At 56.1% G+C, this 20,274-nt stretch carries 16 protein-coding genes; 6 read left to right on the top strand and 10 right to left on the bottom strand.

Annotation, left to right across the window (positions count from 1 at the left end):
* Nucleotides 1-25 precede the first annotated feature (25 nt).
* Nucleotides 26-850, top strand: a complete 825-nt coding sequence (gene bioH / locus KCG43_RS09475; protein ID WP_192016015.1) for a pimeloyl-ACP methyl ester esterase BioH — start codon at nucleotides 26-28, stop codon at nucleotides 848-850.
* Nucleotides 851-986: 136 nt separating this feature from the next.
* Nucleotides 987-1,451: a hypothetical protein gene (locus KCG43_RS09470; protein ID WP_027250538.1), complete on the top strand. Its 465-nt coding sequence runs from the start codon at nucleotides 987-989 to the stop codon at nucleotides 1,449-1,451.
* Between the two features lie 70 nt (nucleotides 1,452-1,521).
* On the opposite strand, the gene KCG43_RS09465 is transcribed toward KCG43_RS09470, so the two are convergent.
* Nucleotides 1,522-3,843, bottom strand: coding sequence for a Tex family protein (locus tag KCG43_RS09465; protein WP_218384494.1), 2,322 nt, complete (start codon nucleotides 3,841-3,843; stop codon nucleotides 1,522-1,524).
* Between the two features lie 211 nt (nucleotides 3,844-4,054).
* On the opposite strand from KCG43_RS09465, the gene greB reads away from it, so the two are divergent.
* The 3 genes from greB (at nucleotide 4,055) to envZ (ending at nucleotide 6,762) form a co-directional block, all read left to right on the top strand.
* Nucleotides 4,055-4,531 (top strand): transcription elongation factor GreB, encoded by a 477-nt coding sequence (gene greB, locus KCG43_RS09460; protein ID WP_027250540.1) that lies wholly within the window; start codon nucleotides 4,055-4,057, stop codon nucleotides 4,529-4,531.
* 143 nt (nucleotides 4,532-4,674) lie between these two features.
* On the top strand, nucleotides 4,675-5,394 hold the full coding sequence (gene ompR / locus KCG43_RS09455; RefSeq protein ID WP_027250541.1) for a two-component system response regulator OmpR: 720 nt from the start codon (nucleotides 4,675-4,677) through the stop codon (nucleotides 5,392-5,394).
* A gap of 9 nt (nucleotides 5,395-5,403) precedes the next feature.
* Entirely contained in the window at nucleotides 5,404-6,762 is a 1,359-nt protein-coding gene (gene envZ / locus KCG43_RS09450; RefSeq protein ID WP_218384610.1) for a two-component system sensor histidine kinase EnvZ, read from the top strand.
* 79 nt (nucleotides 6,763-6,841) lie between these two features.
* On the opposite strand, the gene KCG43_RS09445 is transcribed toward envZ, so the two are convergent.
* The 8 genes from KCG43_RS09445 to KCG43_RS09410 form a co-directional block, all read right to left on the bottom strand.
* Nucleotides 6,842-8,215: a uracil-xanthine permease family protein gene (locus KCG43_RS09445; protein WP_218384492.1), complete on the bottom strand. Its 1,374-nt coding sequence runs from the start codon at nucleotides 8,213-8,215 to the stop codon at nucleotides 6,842-6,844.
* Between the two features lie 212 nt (nucleotides 8,216-8,427).
* Nucleotides 8,428-10,509: an ATP-dependent DNA helicase RecG gene (gene recG, locus KCG43_RS09440; protein WP_192016012.1), complete on the bottom strand. Its 2,082-nt coding sequence runs from the start codon at nucleotides 10,507-10,509 to the stop codon at nucleotides 8,428-8,430.
* Nucleotides 10,510-10,541: 32 nt separating this feature from the next.
* Entirely contained in the window at nucleotides 10,542-11,246 is a 705-nt protein-coding gene (gene trmH / locus KCG43_RS09435; protein ID WP_192016011.1) for a tRNA (guanosine(18)-2'-O)-methyltransferase TrmH, read from the bottom strand.
* A 110-nt stretch (nucleotides 11,247-11,356) separates the two neighbouring features.
* Complete coding sequence (gene spoT / locus KCG43_RS09430) at nucleotides 11,357-13,459, bottom strand: bifunctional GTP diphosphokinase/guanosine-3',5'-bis pyrophosphate 3'-pyrophosphohydrolase (RefSeq protein ID WP_192016010.1); 2,103 nt, start codon at nucleotides 13,457-13,459, stop codon at nucleotides 11,357-11,359.
* 18 nt (nucleotides 13,460-13,477) lie between these two features.
* A complete protein-coding gene (gene rpoZ / locus KCG43_RS09425) occupies nucleotides 13,478-13,753 on the bottom strand; it encodes a DNA-directed RNA polymerase subunit omega (RefSeq protein WP_027250547.1) in 276 nt (91 codons plus the stop codon).
* Between the two features lie 50 nt (nucleotides 13,754-13,803).
* Nucleotides 13,804-14,430, bottom strand: coding sequence for a guanylate kinase (gene gmk, locus KCG43_RS09420; RefSeq protein WP_192016009.1), 627 nt, complete (start codon nucleotides 14,428-14,430; stop codon nucleotides 13,804-13,806).
* A gap of 145 nt (nucleotides 14,431-14,575) precedes the next feature.
* Entirely contained in the window at nucleotides 14,576-15,640 is a 1,065-nt protein-coding gene (locus KCG43_RS09415) for a glycosyltransferase family 4 protein (RefSeq protein WP_218384490.1), read from the bottom strand.
* Nucleotides 15,637-17,859: a Gfo/Idh/MocA family oxidoreductase gene (locus tag KCG43_RS09410; RefSeq protein WP_218384488.1), complete on the bottom strand. Its 2,223-nt coding sequence runs from the start codon at nucleotides 17,857-17,859 to the stop codon at nucleotides 15,637-15,639. The genes KCG43_RS09415 and KCG43_RS09410 overlap by 4 nt, the downstream gene beginning before the upstream one ends.
* Before the next feature lie 310 nt (nucleotides 17,860-18,169).
* Between KCG43_RS09410 and KCG43_RS09405 the strand changes: the two genes are divergently transcribed.
* Nucleotides 18,170-18,682 carry a hypothetical protein gene (locus tag KCG43_RS09405; protein ID WP_218384485.1) on the top strand — a complete coding sequence of 171 codons (513 nt, stop codon included), beginning with the start codon at nucleotides 18,170-18,172 and terminating at the stop codon, nucleotides 18,680-18,682.
* Nucleotides 18,683-18,690: 8 nt separating this feature from the next.
* Here the strand turns inward: KCG43_RS09405 and KCG43_RS21395 are convergent, their stop codons facing one another.
* The gene (locus KCG43_RS21395) at nucleotides 18,691-19,545 is read right to left on the bottom strand and encodes a plasmid pRiA4b ORF-3 family protein (protein ID WP_255557945.1); all 855 of its coding nucleotides are present in this window, start codon (nucleotides 19,543-19,545) and stop codon (nucleotides 18,691-18,693) included.
* Nucleotides 19,546-20,274: the final 729 nt, after the last annotated feature.

Genomic DNA, 20,274 nt, shown 5'->3' with positions numbered 1-20,274 from the left:
CCGGTTTGAAGTGAAGGAAGTGTACATGACGGCATCTGTCTACTGGCAAGCATTTGGTCAGGACCTGGCTCAGGGTTCCGATCTGGTTCTCATTCATGGCTGGGGCATGAATGGCGCTGTCTGGCAGCATCTGGTGCCGCAGCTGGAAGAACAATACCGGGTGCATGTTGTTGACATGCCGGGCTATGGTTACAGTGCCGGTGTCAAGGCGCAGTCTGTTGAAGCGATGGCGGACGCCTTACTGGCTAGCGCGCCGGCACGAGCGGTCTGGCTGGGCTGGTCGCTGGGCGGACTGATCGCCAAGCAGGCGGCGCTGCAGGCGCCTGAGCGGGTCAGCAAGCTGATCACTGTGGCCAGTTCACCGCGTTTTGCCGCGATGGATAGCTGGCGCGGCATCAGGCCTCAGGTACTGAGTGATTTCCAGCAACAGCTCAGTGACGATTTCAGCCTGACGGTTGAGCGCTTCATGGCGCTGCAGGCGATGGGCAGTCCGAGTGCACGGCAGGACATCCGGTTACTCAAGCAGGCCGTGCTGTCGCGTCCCCAGCCGTCACCGGACGCGCTGGCTGCCGGTCTGGACATGCTGGCGGAGGTGGATTTGCGCCAGCAGCTGGGACAGATCCAACAGCCCTGGTTGCGTCTCTATGGCCGGCTTGACGGGCTGGTGCCGGTCAAAGTTGCCAGTGATATGGACAAGCTGGCACCGCAGTCAGAGAAAGTGGTTTTTCCGCAAGCCTCCCATGCGCCCTTTATTTCCCACCCGCAGGACTTTCTGCAGTCATTACAGGTGTTTATTGAAGGTAATGCCTCGGCAGCCCTGGCGACAGAATCCACAGAAATATTAAAGTAAAACCTTGAGTGGCCGATAATCAAAGTGTAGCGGCAGAGGTTTCTGCCATTTTTGCAGTTATTCATGAGGCGCACTACAGCCGTTGCTCGGGTGCGTCAGCGTAGAGCCTGTGGCTCACTGTAGGAGTCGCCTGAAGATGATAGTGTCGCCCCTGAATGCCGGTATACCGACACTGGCGCCATCGGTAAATCCGATGACGGAGCAGGCTGCGCGCGATAACAAGATCCGTGAAAAAGTGCGCCCGGCCAGTGCCAGTCTCCCCTCTGGCAGCGAGCCTTCGCTCAAAGGCGATGACAAACAAATGCGGCGGCCAGGCTGGGATCCCAGTGAACATCCGGATTACGCTTCGCTGGATGCCGCCCAGCAAAAAAGCTACGGCTATCAGCAGGAATTTGAACAACTGGTGCTGGCACTGTCGGCAGACAGTTATATGAAAGATGTCAGCGAGCTGGGTTACAGCATGCACATCCGCTTGCCAAGGGCGCTGCTTGAAGAGCTGGCCCAGATCAGCAAAATGGAACGTATCCGCAGCGTGATCCGCTACAAGTATGCCCAGGCCACAGTGCCGAATCCGCCCACCGAAATGCTGAAAATTGTCTGATTGATTATTTTTATAAGTGAAAGACAAAAAAGGCGGGTCAAACCCACCTTTATTGTTTTATGGCTGAGGATTACTTCTTGGCTTTGGCAAACGCCGCGGCAAAGGCACCGCCCATGGCGTTGTTGTCCGGCTGACTGTCACGCTGCTGACGAGGCGCCCGGCGTGTTTGCTCGCCCTGACGCTGGCCGCCCTGCGGTTTGTGGCTGGCTTCCTGGCCCGGCTCGTCGCTCAGGCGCATCGACAGGGCAATACGTTTGCGCTGCAAGTCCACTTCCATCACTTTGACTTTCACCACATCGCCGGCTTTGACCACTTCGCGCGGATCGGAGATGAATTTGTCCGACAGCGCCGAAATGTGGACCAGACCGTCCTGATGAACACCGATATCGGCAAAGGCGCCGAAGTTGGTCACATTGGTGATCACCCCTTCCAATACCATGCCCGGCACCAGATCTTTCACTTCGTGAATGCCTTCGGCAAAGGTGGCGGTTTTGAACTCAGGGCGCGGGTCGCGGCCTGGCTTGTCCAGCTCGCGAATGATGTCGGTGACGGTCGGCAGGCCGACTTCGTCCGTGGTGTAGTCGGCTGCTTTCAGACCGCGCAGGAACTCACTGTTTCCGATCAGGGCATCGAGCGGCTTGCCGTTTTTCGCTGCGATGGCTTTGACCACATCATAGGATTCCGGGTGGACGGCGGAAGCATCCAGCGGGTTCTTACCGTTCATGATCCGCAGGAAACCGGCGCACTGCTCAAAGGCTTTGGGGCCAAGACGCGACACTTTCTTCAGTGTGGTGCGGGCATCAAAGCGGCCGTGCTCGTCACGGTAAGCCACGATATTGCTGGCAATCGCCGGCGACAGACCGGCCACGCGGGTCAGCAGGGCCGGTGAGGCGGTGTTGACATCGACACCCACGGCGTTAACACAGTCTTCCACCACCGCGTCCAGACGCTTGGCCAGATTGCTCTGGCTGACATCGTGCTGATACTGGCCGACACCGATGGATTTGGGATCGATTTTCACCAGCTCGGCCAGCGGATCCTGCAGGCGACGTCCGATGGAAACCGCGCCGCGCAGCGACACATCCAGGTTCGGGAACTCGTTGGCGGCCAGCTCAGAGGCCGAGTACACCGAGGCCCCGGCTTCGCTGACCATCACGCTCTGAATCTTCAGGTTGTTGTCTTTCAGCAGCTTTGCCACGAAACTGTCGGTTTCACGTGAAGCAGTGCCGTTACCGATCGCAATCAGATCAACGTTATGTTTTTTCAGCAGTGCCAGCACAGTGGCGGCGGACTGGGCCACCTGTTTCTGTGGCTGGTGCGGATAAATGGTAGCGGTATCGACCAGCTTACCTGTGCTGTCGACGACGGCCACTTTACAGCCGGTACGCAGGCCCGGATCGAGCGCCAGTGTCATGCGCGGGCCGGCAGGGGCGGCCATCAGCAGATCGTTCAGATTGTCGGCAAACACCTGCATCGCGCCGTCTTCAGCTTTCTCGCGCAGTGCCGCCATCAGTTCGGTTTCCATGTGCATCAGAATCTTGATGCGCCATGCCCAGCTGATCACCTGTTTACGCCAGCTGTCCGCCGGTTTTGCGCCCAGGTTCACGCCATAGTGATCGGCAATAATGACTTCACAGTAAGAGCCGCGCACGCCTTCTTCCTGATTCGGATCAGCGTTGAGCGCCAGTTGCAGCACCCCTTCGTTACGGCCGCGGAACATCGCCAGCGCACGGTGTGACGGCACCTGGGTCAGTTTCTCGTTGTGCTCGAAGTAGTCTTTGAACTTGGCGCCTTCCTGCTCTTTACCCTCTACCACGCGGGCGGTCAGCTCGGCATTGCCCTGCAGGTGGCGGCGGATTTTATCCAGCAGCGCCGCGTCTTCGGCAAAGCGCTCCATTAAAATAGCGCGGGCACCGTCCAGTGCCGCTTTGCTATCGGCGACACCTTTGTCGGCAGACACATAGCTGGCAGCAGCGATGTCCGGATCGTTGTCCGGTTGTGACCACAGCAGATCGGCCAGCGGCTCCAGACCGGCTTCAATCGCAATCTGGCCCTTGGTGCGGCGCTTGGGTTTATAAGGCAGGTACAGATCTTCGAGCCGGGTTTTGCTGTCGGCTGATAAGATTTCAGCTTTCAGCTCAGGCGTCAACTTGTCCTGCTCGGTAATGGATTTGAGGATCACCTGACGGCGGTCTTCCAGCTCACGCAGGTAGCCCAGGCGGGACTCCAGATTACGCAGCTGGGTATCGTCCAGCCCGTCGGTCACTTCTTTACGGTAACGGGCAATAAAGGGGACGGTGTTACCGTCATCGAGTAGCGCCACGGCTGCGGCAACCTGCTGCGTTTTGACATTCAGTTCAGACGCAATCAGGTGATGGATACTCGTGGTCATAGAATTCCTTTGGATACAGTTTGTCTCAGGCCGACCATCTAACCACAATTCCGCCTGGCCGTCAGCGTTCTTGCACCGGCAAAATGTCAGGAGTTTGCCAGCCGTGCGGACAGGTGTGATCTTGGTGCCGTCCGGAGCATGCGAACAACTCGCCGTCAGGCCTTACAACATCGTATAATCAAGCCATTACCAGTAAGCAGAGACAGACGCAATGAGAACCCCTTTGATCACCCGGGAAGGGTATAACCGGCTCAAGCAGGAGCTGGATTTTCTGTGGCAGGAAGAGCGGCCGGAAGTCACCAGGAAAGTCACCTGGGCGGCCAGTCTGGGCGATCGCTCGGAGAATGCTGATTATCAGTATAATAAAAAGCGTCTGCGTGAAATTGACCGCCGGGTGCGTTACCTGCGCAAAACGTTAGAGAAAGTGAAAATTGTCGATTATTCCCCGGTGCAGGAAGGCAAGGTGTTTTTCGGTGCCTGGGTCGAGGTGGAAAACGAAGCCGGTGACAGCAAAAAATTCCGCATTGTCGGCTATGACGAAATTTTCGGCCGCAGGGATTACATTTCTATCGATTCGCCGATGGCGCGGGCGCTGCTGAAAAAAGAAGTGGATGATGAAGTGGTAGTACGCACGCCAGAGGGTGATAAAGTCTGGTTCATCAATACGATAACTTACGTAACAGACTAAGATCTAAAGGCATGCCGGGGGTGGGGACACACTCGGTAACAATTTCAAGGTGATCATTTGCTCACTGTTTCAGTCACAACAGGCAGCGGTCGCGTAAAATAGCACCTCGGCGACATCCAGAGTTCGAAGCATAAGGTGGAACGATGCAAGACAATTTCAAGATTTTAGTGGTTGATGACGACATGCGCCTGCGTGCCTTGCTGGAGCGTTACCTGTCTGAGCAGGGATTCCAGGTGCGTAGTGTAGCCAATGGCGAGCAAATGGATCGCCTGCTGGCCCGTGAGAATTTCCACCTGATGGTATTGGATCTGATGTTGCCGGGCGAAGATGGCCTGTCTATCTGCCGTCGTCTGCGCAATGCCAACAATATGCTGCCTATCCTGATGTTGACGGCCAAGGGCGACGAAGTCGACCGGATTGTCGGTCTGGAAGTCGGCGCCGATGATTACCTGCCCAAGCCGTTTAATCCGCGCGAATTGCTGGCCCGTATCCGTGCAGTATTGCGTCGTCAGACGGTCGAAGCACCTGGCGCGCCGAGTGTGGAAGGTAAAATCATCACCTTTGGTGAGTTTCGCCTCAATCTGGGTACCCGGGAAATGTTCCGCGGGGAGGAAGCCATGCCGCTGACCTCCGGTGAATTTGCGGTGCTCAAAGCCTTAGTGACCAACGCCCGCGAGCCGATGTCACGCGATAAGCTGATGAACATGGCCCGCGGCCGCGAATACTCGGCGATGGAGCGTTCAATTGACGTACAGATCTCGCGTCTTCGCCGCATGATTGAAGAAGATCCGAGCCGTCCGCGTTATATTCAGACCGTCTGGGGGCTGGGTTACGTGTTTGTCCCAGACGGCAGCGAGGCCTAAACCATGCCGATGCGCCTGTCGCCGCGCTCGACCTTTACCCGCACCCTGATCCTGCTGGCTGGCTTGTTGATAGCCAGCCAGATTTTTTCCTATCTGGCGGTGCTGAATTACGCACTGCTACCGAGTCTGCAGCAGTTCAACCGCATCATGGCTTATGAAGTCAAACTGATGCTCAAAGAAGACGTGGAACTGGCCGATGGCCACAAGTTTCATCTCGATACCCCGCTGCGCCGGCAACTGCTGGAGCAGTTGGGGGTCACGCTTCATGCCGATGACAGTCCGGAATCGGCTGAATTCAGAGAAGCGACCCGCATTGATTACCTCAGTGAGGAAATGACCCGAGAGCTGAACACACCGACGGAAGTGCGCCTGGTGCTGGGGACAGACAGTTATGTGCTGTGGCTCGACTGCGACGCCATGCCGGGTTACCTGATGCGGGTGCCACTGTCCGAATTGCAGGAAGAAGATTTTGCGCCGCTGTTTGGTTACAGCCTGTTTATTGCTGTGATGGTGATCGCCGGGGGCTGGATGTTTATCCGTATCCAGAATCGTCCTCTGGTGGCGCTGGAGCAGGCGGCTTTAGAGGTGGCAAAAGGTGGATCTCCGCCACATCTGGATGTGCAGGGAGCCTCGGAGATCCGGGCGGTCACCAAAGCCTTTAATCGTATGGGCGAGGGGATTAAACAGCTTGAAGACGACAGGGCATTGCTGCTGGCCGGTGTCAGCCATGATTTGCGCACCCCGCTGACCCGTATCCGCCTGGCGACCGAAATGATGTCGCCCGAAGATGCCTATCTGGCTGAAAGCATGATTAAAGACACGGAGGAGTGTAATGCCATCATCAGTCAGTTTATGGAGTACCTGAAATCCACCCAATTGCTGGAGCAGGAACTGCTCGATCTGAATATTCTGCTTGAAGATGTGGCAGAAGCAGAAGGGGGCATTGAGCGCGGGATTGAACAGTCGCTGGGGACCATTAACGGCAAAGTGTATGCCAACGGGGTAGCCATTAAGCGGTTGATCAGCAACCTGCTGGTGAATGCGCTTCGCTACGGCCATGGTTGGGTGCGGGTCACCAGCGGCATGACGGCCGATCGCCAGATGGCCTGGTTCTGTGTTGAGGATGATGGTCCGGGTATTGAGCCGGATCAGGTGGCCAGAATGATGCAGCCGCTGACCCGCGGCGACAGTGCCCGGGGCAGTGACGCGGAAGGCACCGGACTGGGACTGGCTATCGTCAAGCGTATTGTGGATCAGCATCAGGGCGACATTCAGTTCAGTAACCGCAGTGCCGGTGGCTTGAAAGTGCAGATCAGCCTGCCGGTGCGGACAGTCAAACACAATGGCAAGCGGAGTGTGAAGTCTTAAGTTCTTTTCCCAGTAACCCCCTCCTGACCTCCCCCTTGAAAAGGGGGAGGGATAGCATTGTACGAATAGCCGAAAAGAATCAGCCTTTCTTCTCTTCCGGCAGGATCAGGTTCAGCAAAATCGCCGTCAGGCCACCAGCCGCCATGCCGGAGGACAGAATGCTCTTCACAATATCCGGCATGAACTGCAGAATTTCCGGTTTTTGTGCAATGCCCAGCCCCATAGAGAAAGACAGTGCCATGATCAGAATGGCGCGGCGGTCCAGCTCACAGCGGGAGATAATCCGCACCCCAGAAGCGGCAATGGTGCCGAACATCACAATAGTGGCGCCGCCCAGCACAGGTTCCGGGATCAGCTGTACCAGGTTGGCAACGGCCGGGAACAGGCCGAGCAGTACCAGCATACCTGCGACAAAATAGCCGATGTAGCGGCTGGCCACGCCGGTCAGCTGGATAATGCCGTTGTTCTGGCTGAAGGTGGAGTTCGGGAAGCTGTTCAGCACTGCAGCCAGTGCCGAGTTGATGCCGTCAGCCAGCACGCCGCCTTTGATGCGCTTGAGGTAGACAGGCCCACTGACGGGCTGTTCAGAGGTTTCTGAAGTAGCCGTGATATCGCCAATGGCCTCCAGTGAAGTAATGGCGAAGACGATCACCAGCGGGATCAGCAAAGACCAGTCAAATCCGAGGCCGTACTGCATCGGTGCGGGGACTGCAATCAGGCTGGTTTCCGCGAGCTGGCTGCTGTCTATCATGCCCATTCCCCAGGCTGTGAGAGTGCCAGCCGCCATGGCAATCACAATCGACGAGACACGCAGATACGGGTTTTTCATCCGGTTCAGCAGCACGATCAGCCCCAGCACTATGCCGGCCAGCAGGAGCGTGTCCAGGCTGCCAAAGCTACCGTTTTCAATGGCGGCATAGCCGCCGCCGATGGAGGTCAGGCCGATCTGAATCAGCGTCAGACCAATCAGGGTGACTACAATGCCGGACACCAATGGCGTGATGATGCGGCGTGTGTGCTGCAAAATACGCGAAATAGCGACTTCAGTGAGAGAAGCCGCAAGGATAGTACCGAAAATCGCCGCCATCATGGTGGGCACGTCGGCCCCGCCGGCTTTCATCGCCAGCCCGGCCCCTATGATTGGGCCAAGAAAGTTAAAACTGGTGCCCTGAATCGACAGCAGACCGGAGCCGACCGGGCCTATGGTGCGGATTTGAATGAAGGAGGCGACCCCGGAAGCCAGCAGCGACATACTGACTATGGTATTGGTATCGCTGGCGGGCAGGCCCAGCGCCTGACAGATAATCAGCGACGGCGTAATCACGGCCACGAACATCGCCAGCAAATGCTGCACAGCCGCAAACAGGGTTTGTGGCAAAGGCGGTCTGTCATCGAGTCGGTAGATCAAATCGGATGAACGCGGTGGCGTTATTTCTTGGTGCTGGCCAGTCATGATGATTCCTTATGTGCGTCGACAGGCCGGCTTCAGACTGAGAAGGAGACAGACGCTGAAGCCGACCATGACCCTTGGGTCAAAAGTGGCCACTATTCTAATGAGGTTGTTATTTTTAGCAAACGATTGCGTAATTAAATTGACGGCAAAATAGCGGCTAAAAGCAGAAAATGACCGCACTTTTTCGCTATCAGCAAAGAAAAGGCTGGCGATCAGGCGTTAGAGTAATTTTCTTTCTGGCCCAGCCAGCGCTCGATGATGGCTTTGGCGTTGGCCGGATATTGCTCGTGCAGGTAACGCGCCAGCTTTTGCACCTGGGGGATAAGGTGCTGGTCGCGCACCAGATCGGCGACTTTGAAATCGGCAATCCCAGTTTGTTTGGTGCCCAGCAGCTCACCCGGACCGCGAATTTCTAAATCACGCTGGGCAATGACGAAGCCGTCGCTGCTTTCGCGCAGTACCGCCAGCCGCTGCTGGGCGGTTTTGGACAGCGGCGCATGGTAGAGCAGCACGCAGTGGCTGGCCACATTGCCCCGGCCCACCCGGCCGCGCAGCTGGTGGAGCTGGGCCAGCCCCAGTCGCTCCGGGTTTTCGATGATCATCAGGCTGGCGTTGGGCACATCGACACCGACCTCGATCACAGTAGTGGCGACCAGCAGGTGCAGCTCTCCGGTTTTGAAGCGCTGCATGATGTCTTGTTTCTCAGTGGCTTTCATCCGGCCATGTATCAGCCCGATTTTCAGCTCTGGCAGTTGTGCCGTCAGCTCGGTGGCCGTATCAGAAGCCGCCTGGGCTTCCAGTACTTCAGACTCATCAATCAGGGTACAAACCCAGTAAGCCTGGCGGCCTTCATTGAGGCAGGCCGCGCGGATGCGCGCTATGATGTCGGCACGACGTGTGTCTGAAACGGCAACGGTCTGGATTGGGGTTCGTCCGGGCGGCAGCTCGTCAATCACCGAGGTTTCCAGATCGGCATAGGCGGTCATCGCCAGTGTCCTCGGAATCGGCGTGGCCGTCATGATTAACTGGTGCGGGTACCGGCCTTCGTTGGCCCCTTTCTCCCTTAATTCCAGCCGTTGGTGAACACCGAACCTGTGCTGTTCATCGATGATCACCAAAGCAAGGTTGTTGAACACGACCTGCTGCTGAAATAATGCGTGCGTGCCGACCACCATTTTGGCCTCGCCGCTTTCAATGCGGGCCAGCTCGGTGTCCCGTGCTTTGCCTTTGAGTTTGCCGGCCAGCCAGCCCACCTGAATGCCGAGCGGTTCCAGCCACTGGGCAAAGTTGAGGGCATGCTGTTCGGCCAGTAATTCGGTTGGTGCCATCAGTGCGACCTGATAACCGTGGTCAATGGCGCGGACGGCCGCCAAAGCGGCGACCAGTGTTTTACCTGAACCGACATCGCCCTGCACCAGACGCATCATAGGGATGGCTCTGGCCAGGTCTGTTTCGATATCGGCCACTACACGTTGCTGCGCGCCGGTCGGGCTGAAGGGCAGGCCGGCCAGTAACTGCTTTTTGAGTGAGGTACTGGGCGGCAAGGGCCAGGCCTGGTGCTGCTGACTTTTCTGGCGAACCGCCAGCATAGAGAGGTTCTGTGCCAGCAATTCTTCCAGGATCAGTCTTTGCTGCGCCGGGTGCTGACCTTTTTCCAGCTGATCCAGCGACACATTCGGCGTGGGCCTGTGCATCAGGTGCAGGGCATCGGCCAGGGTCATTTGCCTGTCGTACAAGCCTTCGGGCAGTAATTCGCTGACCGCGGCTTTGTCGAGCAGGTTCAGCGCCTGCTCGGTCAGGCTGCGCAAGGTTAACTGGCGCAAGCCGTCTGTGGTGGGGTAGACAGGGGTGAGGGTGTCTTCAACTGCCAGTGTGGTCGGTTCAGAAAACACGCTGTAATCTGGATGGATCACTTCCAGCCCGTGCTGGCCGCGGCGGATCTCGCCGTAGGCTTTGACCTGTTTTCCCTCGGACAGGGCGTTTTTCATCGCGGCGTTGAAATTGAAAAAGCGCAGGGTGACAGAGCCGGTTGTGTCGCTGATCTTGACCGTCAGCATCCGGCGCTTGCCAAAACTGATGGCGTTATGCAGCACTTCGCCTTGCACCGTCAGGTGCTGTCCGGGCTGCACGGCGGCAATCGGCCAGATCCGGGTGCGGTCTTCATAACGCAGCGGCAGGTGAAACAGCAGATCCTGTACGGTGTGAAGGCCGATTTTGCTCAGTTTCTCCGCCATTTTGGCGCCGACGCCTGACAATTCTGTCAGGGCGATGGTGTCTAGCATCTGTCCGCTCATGCCTGCTTACTCTGTGCTCTGTCCGTTCAGGGTTATTTGTTGCGCCGGGGCTTATCCCTGGCTTGTATCGCCTGCCACCAGGCGTCATCTGCCACTATCTGACCGGCGTCATCCAGCGGCGGATAAGGCAGCTGTTTACGTTTGGCGACTTTCGCCAGCACAGGGTGGCCGCGTTCAAACAAGATGCGGTGCACTGTGTCTGCCGGCAGCGGCGTGGTTTCTCTGTCATACATACCGGCTAGCTGGCGCTGGCGCTGTGCTTCATAAAGGATCAGCGCACTGGCTACCGAGACATTGAGTGACTGTACCATACCCACCATAGGAATGATGATATCCTGATCAGCCAGTGACAGCGCTTCGGCAGTGATCCCGTTTTTTTCGCCGCCCAGAATAATAGCCGTGGGTTTGGTGTAATCAATCTCGCGAAAATCTACCGCACGATCAGACAAATGGGTAGCCAGTACCTGCATGCCTTGCTGTTTCAGCTGGCCGATGGCCTCTGGCATGCTGGTGTGGGTTTCCAGCTCGACCCAGTTGCGCGCGCCGGCGGACGTGTGGGCAAGCACCCGCATTTTTTCCGGCCACACCGCGTGGACCTTGTGCACGCCTACGGCGTCGGCGGTACGGATAATGGCGGAGACGTTATTGGGTTTGTGCACTTCTTCCAGGCACAGGGTTAAATCTGGCTGGCGGGTAGCCAGCACTGACTGGATCCTCTGGTAACGTTCTGGCGTCATGATTCTTGTCTTGTTTCAGTTCTGGCTGAACGGCTTATAATTCAGCACTCGGGAAAGCACAAACGCCCGGGACGGGCGTTTGAGTAGTCAGTGCAGCTGAGTGCGGCACCTTAGTTCTTCTGCCGGGCAACCCGGACAACGTTCGGCATCACCCGGATCCGGCGCATGATGTTGGCCAGATGGACACGGCCTTTGGTCGTCAGGCGCACCGTAATGGTATACAGGCGGCCGTCTTTCTCTTCCGTCGACAATCCCTGGATGTTGGACCCGGTATTGGCGATGGTGTTGGTGAGATCGGCCAGTGCCCCCTGGTGGTTCTGCATATCCACTTTGAGGTTGGTGACAAACTCCTGCTCGAAGTCACGGCTCCATTCAACCGGCATGTATTTGTCCGATTCTTTCTGGTAGCCGCGGATATTGGCGCATTCTTCGCGGTGAATGACCAGTCCTTTACCCGGACTGACATAGGCCATGATCGGGTCACCGTGAATAGGATGACAGCAGTTGGCGAAGGTCAGCAAAATGCCGTCAGCACCCCGGATAGGCATGCGGCGTTTGTCATCCGCCTGGGTTTCTTCATCCAGCGTGCCCAGCAGGCGGCGGGCAACCACCACACTCATCAGCTCGCCCAGGCCAATGGCCGCCAGCAGCGAATCGACGTCCTTCAGACGCAGATCTTTGAGCACTTTGTCCAGTGTTACCGGTTCAATCTGATCTATGTTCAGCTCGCCCAGGGCATGATTGAGCAGACGTCGGCCCAGAGTGATCGACTCGGTACGGCGCATGGTTTTCAGTACCTGGCGGATCTTGGTTCTAGCCCGCGAGGTCACCACATAGTTGAGCCAGGCGGCGTTCGGACGGGCACCCGGCGCACTGATGATATCTACCGTCTGGCCGTTTTTCAGCGGCTTGCTCAGCGGATAAGGCTGGCGATCAATTTTGGCGCCGACGCAGGTGTTGCCGACATCGGTATGAACGGCATAGGCGAAGTCGACCGCGGTCGCGCCGACCGGCAGTTCGACAATCCGGCCTTTGGGGGTGAAAACGTAAATCTCATCCGGGAACAGATCGGATTTCACGTTCTCAATAAATTCAAATGAGTTACCGGCGCTTTGCTGCAGCTCGATCAGGCTTTGCATCCAGCGCTGGGCCTTGACCTGTGCTGTTGTGCCTGAGCTTTCACCGTCTTTGTAGGCCCAGTGTGCCGCGACCCCTTTGTCAGCCATCTGATCCATGTCTTCGGTGCGGATCTGCACTTCCACCGGCACACCGTGCGGGCCGACCAGTGAGGTATGCAGCGACTGATAGCCGTTGGCTTTCGGGATGGCGATATAGTCTTTCATCCGGCTCGGACGAGGCTTGTACAGGTTGTGCACCTGACCCAGCACCCGGTAGCAGGTATCCAGGTTATCGACCAGCACCCGGAACGCGTAGATATCCATGATGGAATGAAAACGCTGTTCTTTGTTCTTCATCTTGTTGTAGATGGAGTACAGGTTTTTCTCGCGGCCAAGCACCTGGCCGTTGATCCCCGCATCATGAAGGCGGCCTTCAATCTCGGCGTGGATTCGGTTGATCATTTCTTTACGGTTACCGCGGGCGGCAGCCACCACTTCTTTCAGCACCCGGTAGCGGTTCGGATACAAGGCCTCGAAACCCAGCTCTTCGAGCTCGGTCTTGATGTTGTGAATACCCAGACGGTGGGCCAGGGGCGAGAAGATTTCCAGCGTTTCGCGGGCAATGCGGCGACGTTTGTCAGGACGCAGCGCACCCAGGGTTCGCATGTTGTGGGTCCGGTCGGCCAGTTTGATCAGGATAACCCGGATGTCGTTGGCCATGGCCATGATCATCTTGCGGAAGTTTTCCGCCTGAGCTTCCTTACGGTCGCGGAACTTAAGCTTGTCCAGCTTGGACACGCCGTCCACCAACTCTGCCACGGTCGAGCCGAAACGACTGTCGAGGTCGTCTTTGGTGACATCGGTATCTTCGATAACGTCGTGGAGCAGGGCTGCCATCAGGGTCTCAAAGTCCAGGCGCATTTCGGCCAGGATTCGAGCAACGGCAATCGGGTGGATGATGTAAGGCTCGCCGCTGGAACGCGTCTGGCCTTCGTGGGCGTCTCTTGCTACCAAATAGGCCTGCCTGAGCGCCTCAATCTGAGTCTCAGGCAGGTATTCAATTACAACTTCTTTCAGGCTATCAAAGAGATACAAATTGCCCGCTTCCTTGAATTAGCGCTGGTTACCTGCAATAGCACTGACCGCCGCCAGTTCTGCGGCTTCCTGCTCTTGCATTTCCTGACGCTCACGTGCATCCAGAATGTCTTTCGTGATCAGGCCTTCTTCGATCTCGCGCAGTGCGATCACTGTGTACTTGTCATTCTCTTCAGGAACCAATGGATCCTTACCGCCAGTCTGCATTTGACGTGCACGGCGAGAAGCAATTTGGATCAGGTCGAAACGGTTGCCGATTTTATCAACAGCATCTTGAACAGTTACACGTGCCATCGAGGACTCCAGTGGGTTTAATAAAAAGACGGAAAATTGTACAAAATTACTTACTGTTGCGCCAGTAGCGCAGTCAACATGCTGCTATATTTAGCAGCTTGCTTGTCTTGCTTCAATCGCTCAGCGCGGATGATCGCTTTAAAATCGATTAATGCGACATCAAAATCGTCATTCACGATCACATAGTCGTACTCTGTGAAATGCGAGATTTCTGAGCGTGCTTCATCCATGCGTCTGGCGATAACGGCTTCGCTGTCCTGACCGCGGGCGTTCAGACGACGCTCCAGCTCATCTTTGGACGGCGGCAGTATAAAAATACTTTTGGCAGCTGGCATCAGCAGGCGGATCTGCTGCGCGCCCTGCCAGTCGATGTCGAGAAACACATCGATGCCTTTGTTCAGCTGCTGTTCGATCCACAGTCGTGACGTGCCATAGAAGTTACCGAACACTTCGGCATGTTCCAGAAACGCACCCTGTTCAGCCAGTTCTTTAAATTCTTCCACGCCGATAAAATTGTAATGCACACCATGAACTTCACCCGGACGCATACCGCGTGTGGTGTGGGATACGGAGACTTTCATGTCATAGGTCGGGTTGGTTTCCAGCAGGGCGTTGATCAGGCTGGATTTACCTGCGCCGCTGGGTGCCGAAACTATGTAAAGCGTGCCTTTGCTCATTACCATTGTCACTCAAGTGGAAGAAAGGGCGCGCAGGGTATCACGAACTGCAGCTAAATTGAATCGGCACGTGTAAGTTTCGCTCTCGGGCCAAAAACCGCGTTTGTCACCCTGCTCTTATAAAAAATAGCAGCTTGTTGCCGGGTTAGCGGATCGGGGCAGTGAGGCGGGTGAAATTCTCCAGCATGTTCTGGAAGCTGTAGTGCTGGCGGGCTTTCTGGTAATTGGCATCTCCTATCGCTTGCCAGTGCCTGGGTTCAGACAGTATCCGGCGAAACGCGCTGGCGTAGTGAGCGGGTGGCACCACAAAAGGGGTGTTTTCCGCGGCCACTATGGTTTTTACATCGCCGACATCGGTGGCGACGACCGGCAGGGCGGCGGCCATGGCTTCCAGCACAGATAGCGGCATCTGCTCGGTATCGGACGACAGGCAAAAGATGTCGCCCTGTGCCAGAAATCCCCAGACATCATCAATGCGTCCGGCCAGCCTGACACTGTTCGTCAGATTAAGGCTATCTATGTAAGCCTCAAGTTCAGTCAGCATAGGGCCATCGCCGCCTATCAGTAAGCGACTGTGGGTGGCTTGGCTGGCAAAGGTGTCGATCAGGCGGTGGAGGTTTTTCTCGGCGCGTAAGCTCGCCAGGGTAATCAGTGTGGTGAGCGCGGAAGGCGCCCCTTTGCTGATTGCCTCCGGCATGGCAATACCATTGGGAAAGTAGTGCAGCCGCTGAGCGGGGATCTGCCAGTGCTGGCGGGCAATGGCCATCAGGGTGTGAGATGGCACCACGACCTGAGTCTGACCGCTGAGCGCATGGCGGCGGAACAGATTGCGGCGCCGGTACAGCTGGCTGGCTTCATCCGGGCTGAATCCGTCCTCCCAGTGAATGCCGCGACACAGGCGCAGCAGGCGATTGCAAAACGCCCATTCTATCGCGCCCCAGTTGTAGGTCATCAGAATATCGGACTGATGATGGCTGAGCGTGCGGTGAATGGCGTGTAACCGCTGCGGCAGGCTCATGGCTTTCAGTGTTGGCATCGGCAGGAACTCGGCCTGCACATCGGTTGCCAGCCTGGACATCGCCTGGCTGGCGCCGTCCAGCGAGATAATGGTGTGGCGATATTGGCCGGACAAAGCATTGGCCAGCTGTGCGAAGCGGATCTGCGGGCCGCCAACGGCAAAGGTTGAAAACACATGGAGTATGCGGGTCATTCTGATGCCACCTTGTCAGCTTGCACGGGGAGCGGAACGGGTTTTTCATTACGGGGGGCTTCTGCGGCTGGCATAGTCGCGGGCGGCGTTCTGTGAACCAGAATCGCGTGTTGATAGAAGCAGTCCCAGTCGCTGACTGGCTGCCAGTTCAGCAAACGCTTTTCGACACTGGTATCAAAACGCGCATTCAGGGCGCGGGAGCGCAGATCCCGCAGCGCGGGCAGCAGGGTGTTGCGGCCGGACAGGCGTTTGATGGCCCACTTGCCCAGCTCCTGCAGATACAGCCAGAAGGTGAACTGCGGCACATAGCGGTAGGGACGGCCCAGTCCTTTGCTGATCATGGCCACATATTCACGCGCGCTGGGGCGCACATCACCGACCAGATTCAATGACCTGCCGGCAATGCCCGGCACTGTGAGGGCGGAAACCGTGGCGTTGGCGACATCCTCGGCCAGGACAAAAGGCAGGGGATTGTGGCCTAAGTTCCAGCCGATAAAGTACTGGTTGTTATTAAAAAAGCCGACACCTGTGTGATTGACCGGCCCCCCCTGGCCAACCACAATGCCGGGCCGGAGCACGACCAGATCTTGCCCCTTGCTCTCATGCAGCAGCAGGTGATCCGCCATGGCCTTGGCGCGGGCGTAATGTGCCCGCTGATCAGCGGCGGGATCCGGCGGTGTGTCGCTGTGAATCATAATCCTGTCGCTGCCGAGATAGAGCGAGGCGATGGAGCCAAGATGCACCAGCCGCGTGATCTGGTGTGTCTGGCAGGCCTGGGCAATATCACGGGCCGAATCGACCATGGCGTGCTTGATCGCTTCCCAGTCACCGCTGGCACCGCCGTGGGCCAGGTTGATGACGTAAGTAGCACGCTGCACCGCTTCATCAAGGGCGGCAGGGTCGCACACATCCCCCTGGATCAGCTGAACGGTCGGCTGGTGATATAAAGCGGGTAAGGCCTGAATATTGCGCGCCATGACACCCACTGAATAGTGCTTGGCCAGCAATTGCTCCACCACATGACGGCCAATAAAGCCGGTGCCGCCAATCACCAGCACATCGAAAGGCTGGAAGTCGTCTTCGATTGCGTGATTACCGGGCGGTGTGGTTGCTGTCAGCCGATCTGCGCCCTGGGTTTGGCTGGCCAGATAGTGGCACAGGGCCACCAGATCACGGCCGAATGCCCCATCATGCAGTAAGGGCTGCCCGGTAGAGATAGCCTGATAGAACTGGCTGATACTGGTTTTCATCGACAGCAAAAAAGGGTCCTGAGAAGCTTTGAGACCGGCCGTGGTCAAGGCATAGTTGGTGAACTGCCGTAGCCCTTGCGACAGCAGGCTGCCTGCCTGGGTGCAGGCGGTCACCGCGGTATCGAGCGCAGGCAGAAAACGACTGCGGCTTTGCACTATGGCTTGCTGGCGGACAAAATCCAGCCTCAGACAGCCGTCTTCGCCGGTGATCTGCATTTCCCACACCGGAAAGTCCTGACCCATTGCAAAAGTAAAATGCACCGGGATGTCCAGCTCACCAATGGCATCTAAACGTTGAATAAAAGGCTGGCCATTACTGAGCCGCTGGATCTGGCTTAGCTTACCCAACATCTTATTAGCCATCGACTGTGCTGTCGGGCGTCCGAACAGGCTCATCAGTTGCGACAGCGGATGCACGGCCTGCTCCAGCAGTAAATTGACGGGCTGGCGGAACATCCAGTGACTGAACTGACCGGCCGTCAGCTGGCGTAATGGCATTTCATAGCGCAGGGAAACCGATTTGACCGGGCCAATATCATTATTGGCCAGATGCTGCTTTGCCCGCTCCATCACAGGGTGAAAGATGAAATTCTGGTTAACGGCCAGGGTGACGTCATATTGCTGAGCTAGGCTAATCAGCGCCTCGCACTCCTCTTCGGTTTCAGCCAGCGGTTTCTCGACCAGCACATGTTTGCCGTGACTGAGCAGCTGGCTGGCCAGCGCATAATGCAGATTGGGCGGGGTCAGCACATGGGCGGCGGTAAATTCGGTTTCAGCCAGCGCCTGCTCCACAGTGCTGAAGTACAACGGAATGTGATGACGCTCTGCCAGTGCTTGTGCGGCAGAGAGATTGGGATCGACAACAGCACAGAGCCGGATACCGTCCAGCGACCGGAGCGCCGCAGCGTGAACATCCGATATGTAACCCGCACCTATCAGGATGACTTTATTGTCTGTTTTTGCTGTCATGCTTTTGCCCTTCTGCATTATCCCTTGAAAATCAGTGGCTAGCTGCGGCTGTTAATTGAACTTTTATGCTATATTTTCGCCGCTATTGTTAACTATAGTCAGTGCAGGCAGGTACTGAGCGTCGACGTAGTAAAGTCATGCAAAAGTTGAGGTAAGAAGATGAAAACAGCGGGGAGAAGCGAGGGAAATATCCCTTGCCTGATCGGGTTTGAGTCGGATCTGCTAACCTGATTATCAGGCTTATTTGTGATTTATTGCCGGGCTAGGTGGCCAGCACTCTTCATTACATCGCTACACGGAGTCCAACAAGATGCCGATTCGCTCTCTGTTTTTTTGTCTGCTCTTGCTGTTAACCGGATGCGGCAGCACTGGGGCTGATTCATCGGGTCCAGCCAGCTATCACTACAGCAATGATTGGTGGTACGACGATTACCTCTATTACTGGCACCATTATTATCCGAACTGCTGCCAGGGTGATGGTGAATACAAAGATATGGTGACAGACTGGTGGCAAAGTCTGGATCCGGACAAGCAGCAGGAGATCAAAAACAAGTTTGACAACTGGCAGGGTGATCGTGCTGATATTGCCGACAATCTGCCGGCGGTCAAAGCCCAGCTTGATCAGAAATGGCAGAGTCTGCCGCCGGAGACGCAACAGCGCGTCCGACAGCAATTGCAAACCCGCCGCGAGCAGGGGCCTGTCGACCGCTCTGCCATTCGCGCGAACCGTCCGGCTGTTCAGCGCGGCATGATGAACCGGCCAAACATTGGCGCGGGTCAACTTCGCGGTCTGGGAGGCGGCGGACTGCGGGGCAGAATGTAGATGTGTTCCTAACTCATTGTGTTTTCAATCAGGGTATTAACCTGATCTTTATCGAATTGGCGTGCATTCCAGTCGTCATCCATACCGTACCACATCAGCTGATCCTGCTCGTCTTCACTGAGGTTTTCCTTCTTGGTCAGCGCCAGCAGTAACGCATAGCCCCAAATTCCGCCGCAATCCTCTGGTGGACAGGCACCGTTTCCTGCGGTGACTTTTGGAAGGCTGCAACTTCGTTTATTGATCTTCTCTAAGGAGATGGTGTGCTCCCAGTGGTCACCATAATCGTAGATGTAGTCTATGCGGTCGCCTTCTTCTTGCAGTACTGCCATCAATGGGATGTCATCAGCAGGCAAGTCAGTTTCATCGGTATTATCAATGTGGCCCAATTGAGTATGGAACATATAGAGATGGGCATTCTCCCATCCCATGATGTCTTGCAGAAGTTGATGGAAGGATTCTAAATCCATCGCGCTGGAAACGGTAAAGCGACGCCATATTTTAGGCTTTGAACCCACCAGTTCAACTTTGATCACGTACCCTGTCGGCGAAGCAATATGTTGATCGAGTAAGGCAAGCTTATTCTGGTGATCACGATGCAGCAGGCTCTCTTCGGCTAACCAGTCAAACAGTGGGAAGCTTTTTTGGCCAAGATTGCCTTCTGCAAGCAGATAGGCACTTGCCAGATAAAGTTGTGGACTGGAAATACCCAGTGAAGGCGGTTGCTGATAGTAAAACGACAGCAATCCAGCCAGCGCAAGCGCTTCAACATAAGGCTGTGGGTTGCTCAGGTAATAGTGATCTCTGACCTGTCGTGGTTTCGTAAAACGCGGGGCGATATTCTCGATAATCCAGCTGCGAGTCATTGGTGTGTTGAGCAGAAATTTACTGCTTTTGCGATTTTTTTCTTTCCATGCTGGGTCTTGGCTATCGATCTTACATACCTGAGAAACTCGGTTCAGATCGAAGGGTTGTGGTTCGGTCCATTGCGGAGGGAGCAAAGCCAGTAACTGGAGCATTTCCACATTCATTTTTTCTGGACTGTTTAGCTGCGTCGCCAAAGCCCAGGGAATCACATGGCTCAGTAATAGTGGATCGCACGGTATTGCTTGTAGTTCATTGGAAAAGGCATTTGCAATCTGTCTGTATTGAGCCTGTTCGATGTGGGGGGTAAAGTAGCTATCCACTAAACCATAACCTACACGGAATACGCTACCTATCAGGTGCTGAGCCTTTGTCTCCGGCTCTTTTATCAGACCACAGAAGAGGATGGATTGATTGCCATCCGCGAACGAGGCGTAAAGCTCAACCACTTGGCAAGGTGCGTTTTGTCTGGCGTATTTCATCGCCAGTCGGCTCCACTCAGGAAGGTGGGCCTTGACTGCGTCATCGCCAAAACGCTGCACCAGTGTGAGGTAGTTGCGGTTGGTGAGTTGTTTCCACTTTTTATCGGGTAGCTGGGTGAGAAGTTCTGCCGCGACCTGGCCTAATTCCGGCTCTTGATGCAGGGTGAGTAATAGCAGTGCATCGACTATCCAGTCGTTTGAAACAAAGCTGGGGAGCATTAACCTCACGGCATCCGGCGGCAATATAGC

Origin of the sequence: Photobacterium sp. WH24 (assembly GCF_019204055.1) — a bacterium.
GTDB lineage: Bacteria > Pseudomonadota > Gammaproteobacteria > Enterobacterales > Vibrionaceae > Photobacterium > Photobacterium arenosum.
This window is presented reverse-complemented; position numbering and strand designations above follow the sequence as displayed.

Coding starts and splice junctions, on each gene's coding strand:
- KCG43_RS21395 (WP_255557945.1), bottom strand. CDS start 19,545: ATGACTCGCAGCTGGATTATCGAGAATATCGCCCCGCGTTTTACGAAA.
- KCG43_RS09415 (WP_218384490.1), bottom strand. CDS start 15,640: ATGACCCGCATACTCCATGTGTTTTCAACCTTTGCCGTTGGCGGCCCG.
- rpoZ (WP_027250547.1), bottom strand. CDS start 13,753: ATGGCACGTGTAACTGTTCAAGATGCTGTTGATAAAATCGGCAACCGT.
- KCG43_RS09465 (WP_218384494.1), bottom strand. CDS start 3,843: ATGACCACGAGTATCCATCACCTGATTGCGTCTGAACTGAATGTCAAA.
- KCG43_RS09470 (WP_027250538.1), top strand. CDS start 987: ATGATAGTGTCGCCCCTGAATGCCGGTATACCGACACTGGCGCCATCG.
- bioH (WP_192016015.1), top strand. CDS start 26: ATGACGGCATCTGTCTACTGGCAAGCATTTGGTCAGGACCTGGCTCAG.
- recG (WP_192016012.1), bottom strand. CDS start 10,509: ATGAGCGGACAGATGCTAGACACCATCGCCCTGACAGAATTGTCAGGC.
- ompR (WP_027250541.1), top strand. CDS start 4,675: ATGCAAGACAATTTCAAGATTTTAGTGGTTGATGACGACATGCGCCTG.
- trmH (WP_192016011.1), bottom strand. CDS start 11,246: ATGACGCCAGAACGTTACCAGAGGATCCAGTCAGTGCTGGCTACCCGC.
- greB (WP_027250540.1), top strand. CDS start 4,055: ATGAGAACCCCTTTGATCACCCGGGAAGGGTATAACCGGCTCAAGCAG.
- KCG43_RS09445 (WP_218384492.1), bottom strand. CDS start 8,215: ATGACTGGCCAGCACCAAGAAATAACGCCACCGCGTTCATCCGATTTG.
- KCG43_RS09410 (WP_218384488.1), bottom strand. CDS start 17,859: ATGACAGCAAAAACAGACAATAAAGTCATCCTGATAGGTGCGGGTTAC.
- envZ (WP_218384610.1), top strand. CDS start 5,404: ATGCGCCTGTCGCCGCGCTCGACCTTTACCCGCACCCTGATCCTGCTG.
- KCG43_RS09405 (WP_218384485.1), top strand. CDS start 18,170: ATGCCGATTCGCTCTCTGTTTTTTTGTCTGCTCTTGCTGTTAACCGGA.
- gmk (WP_192016009.1), bottom strand. CDS start 14,430: ATGAGCAAAGGCACGCTTTACATAGTTTCGGCACCCAGCGGCGCAGGT.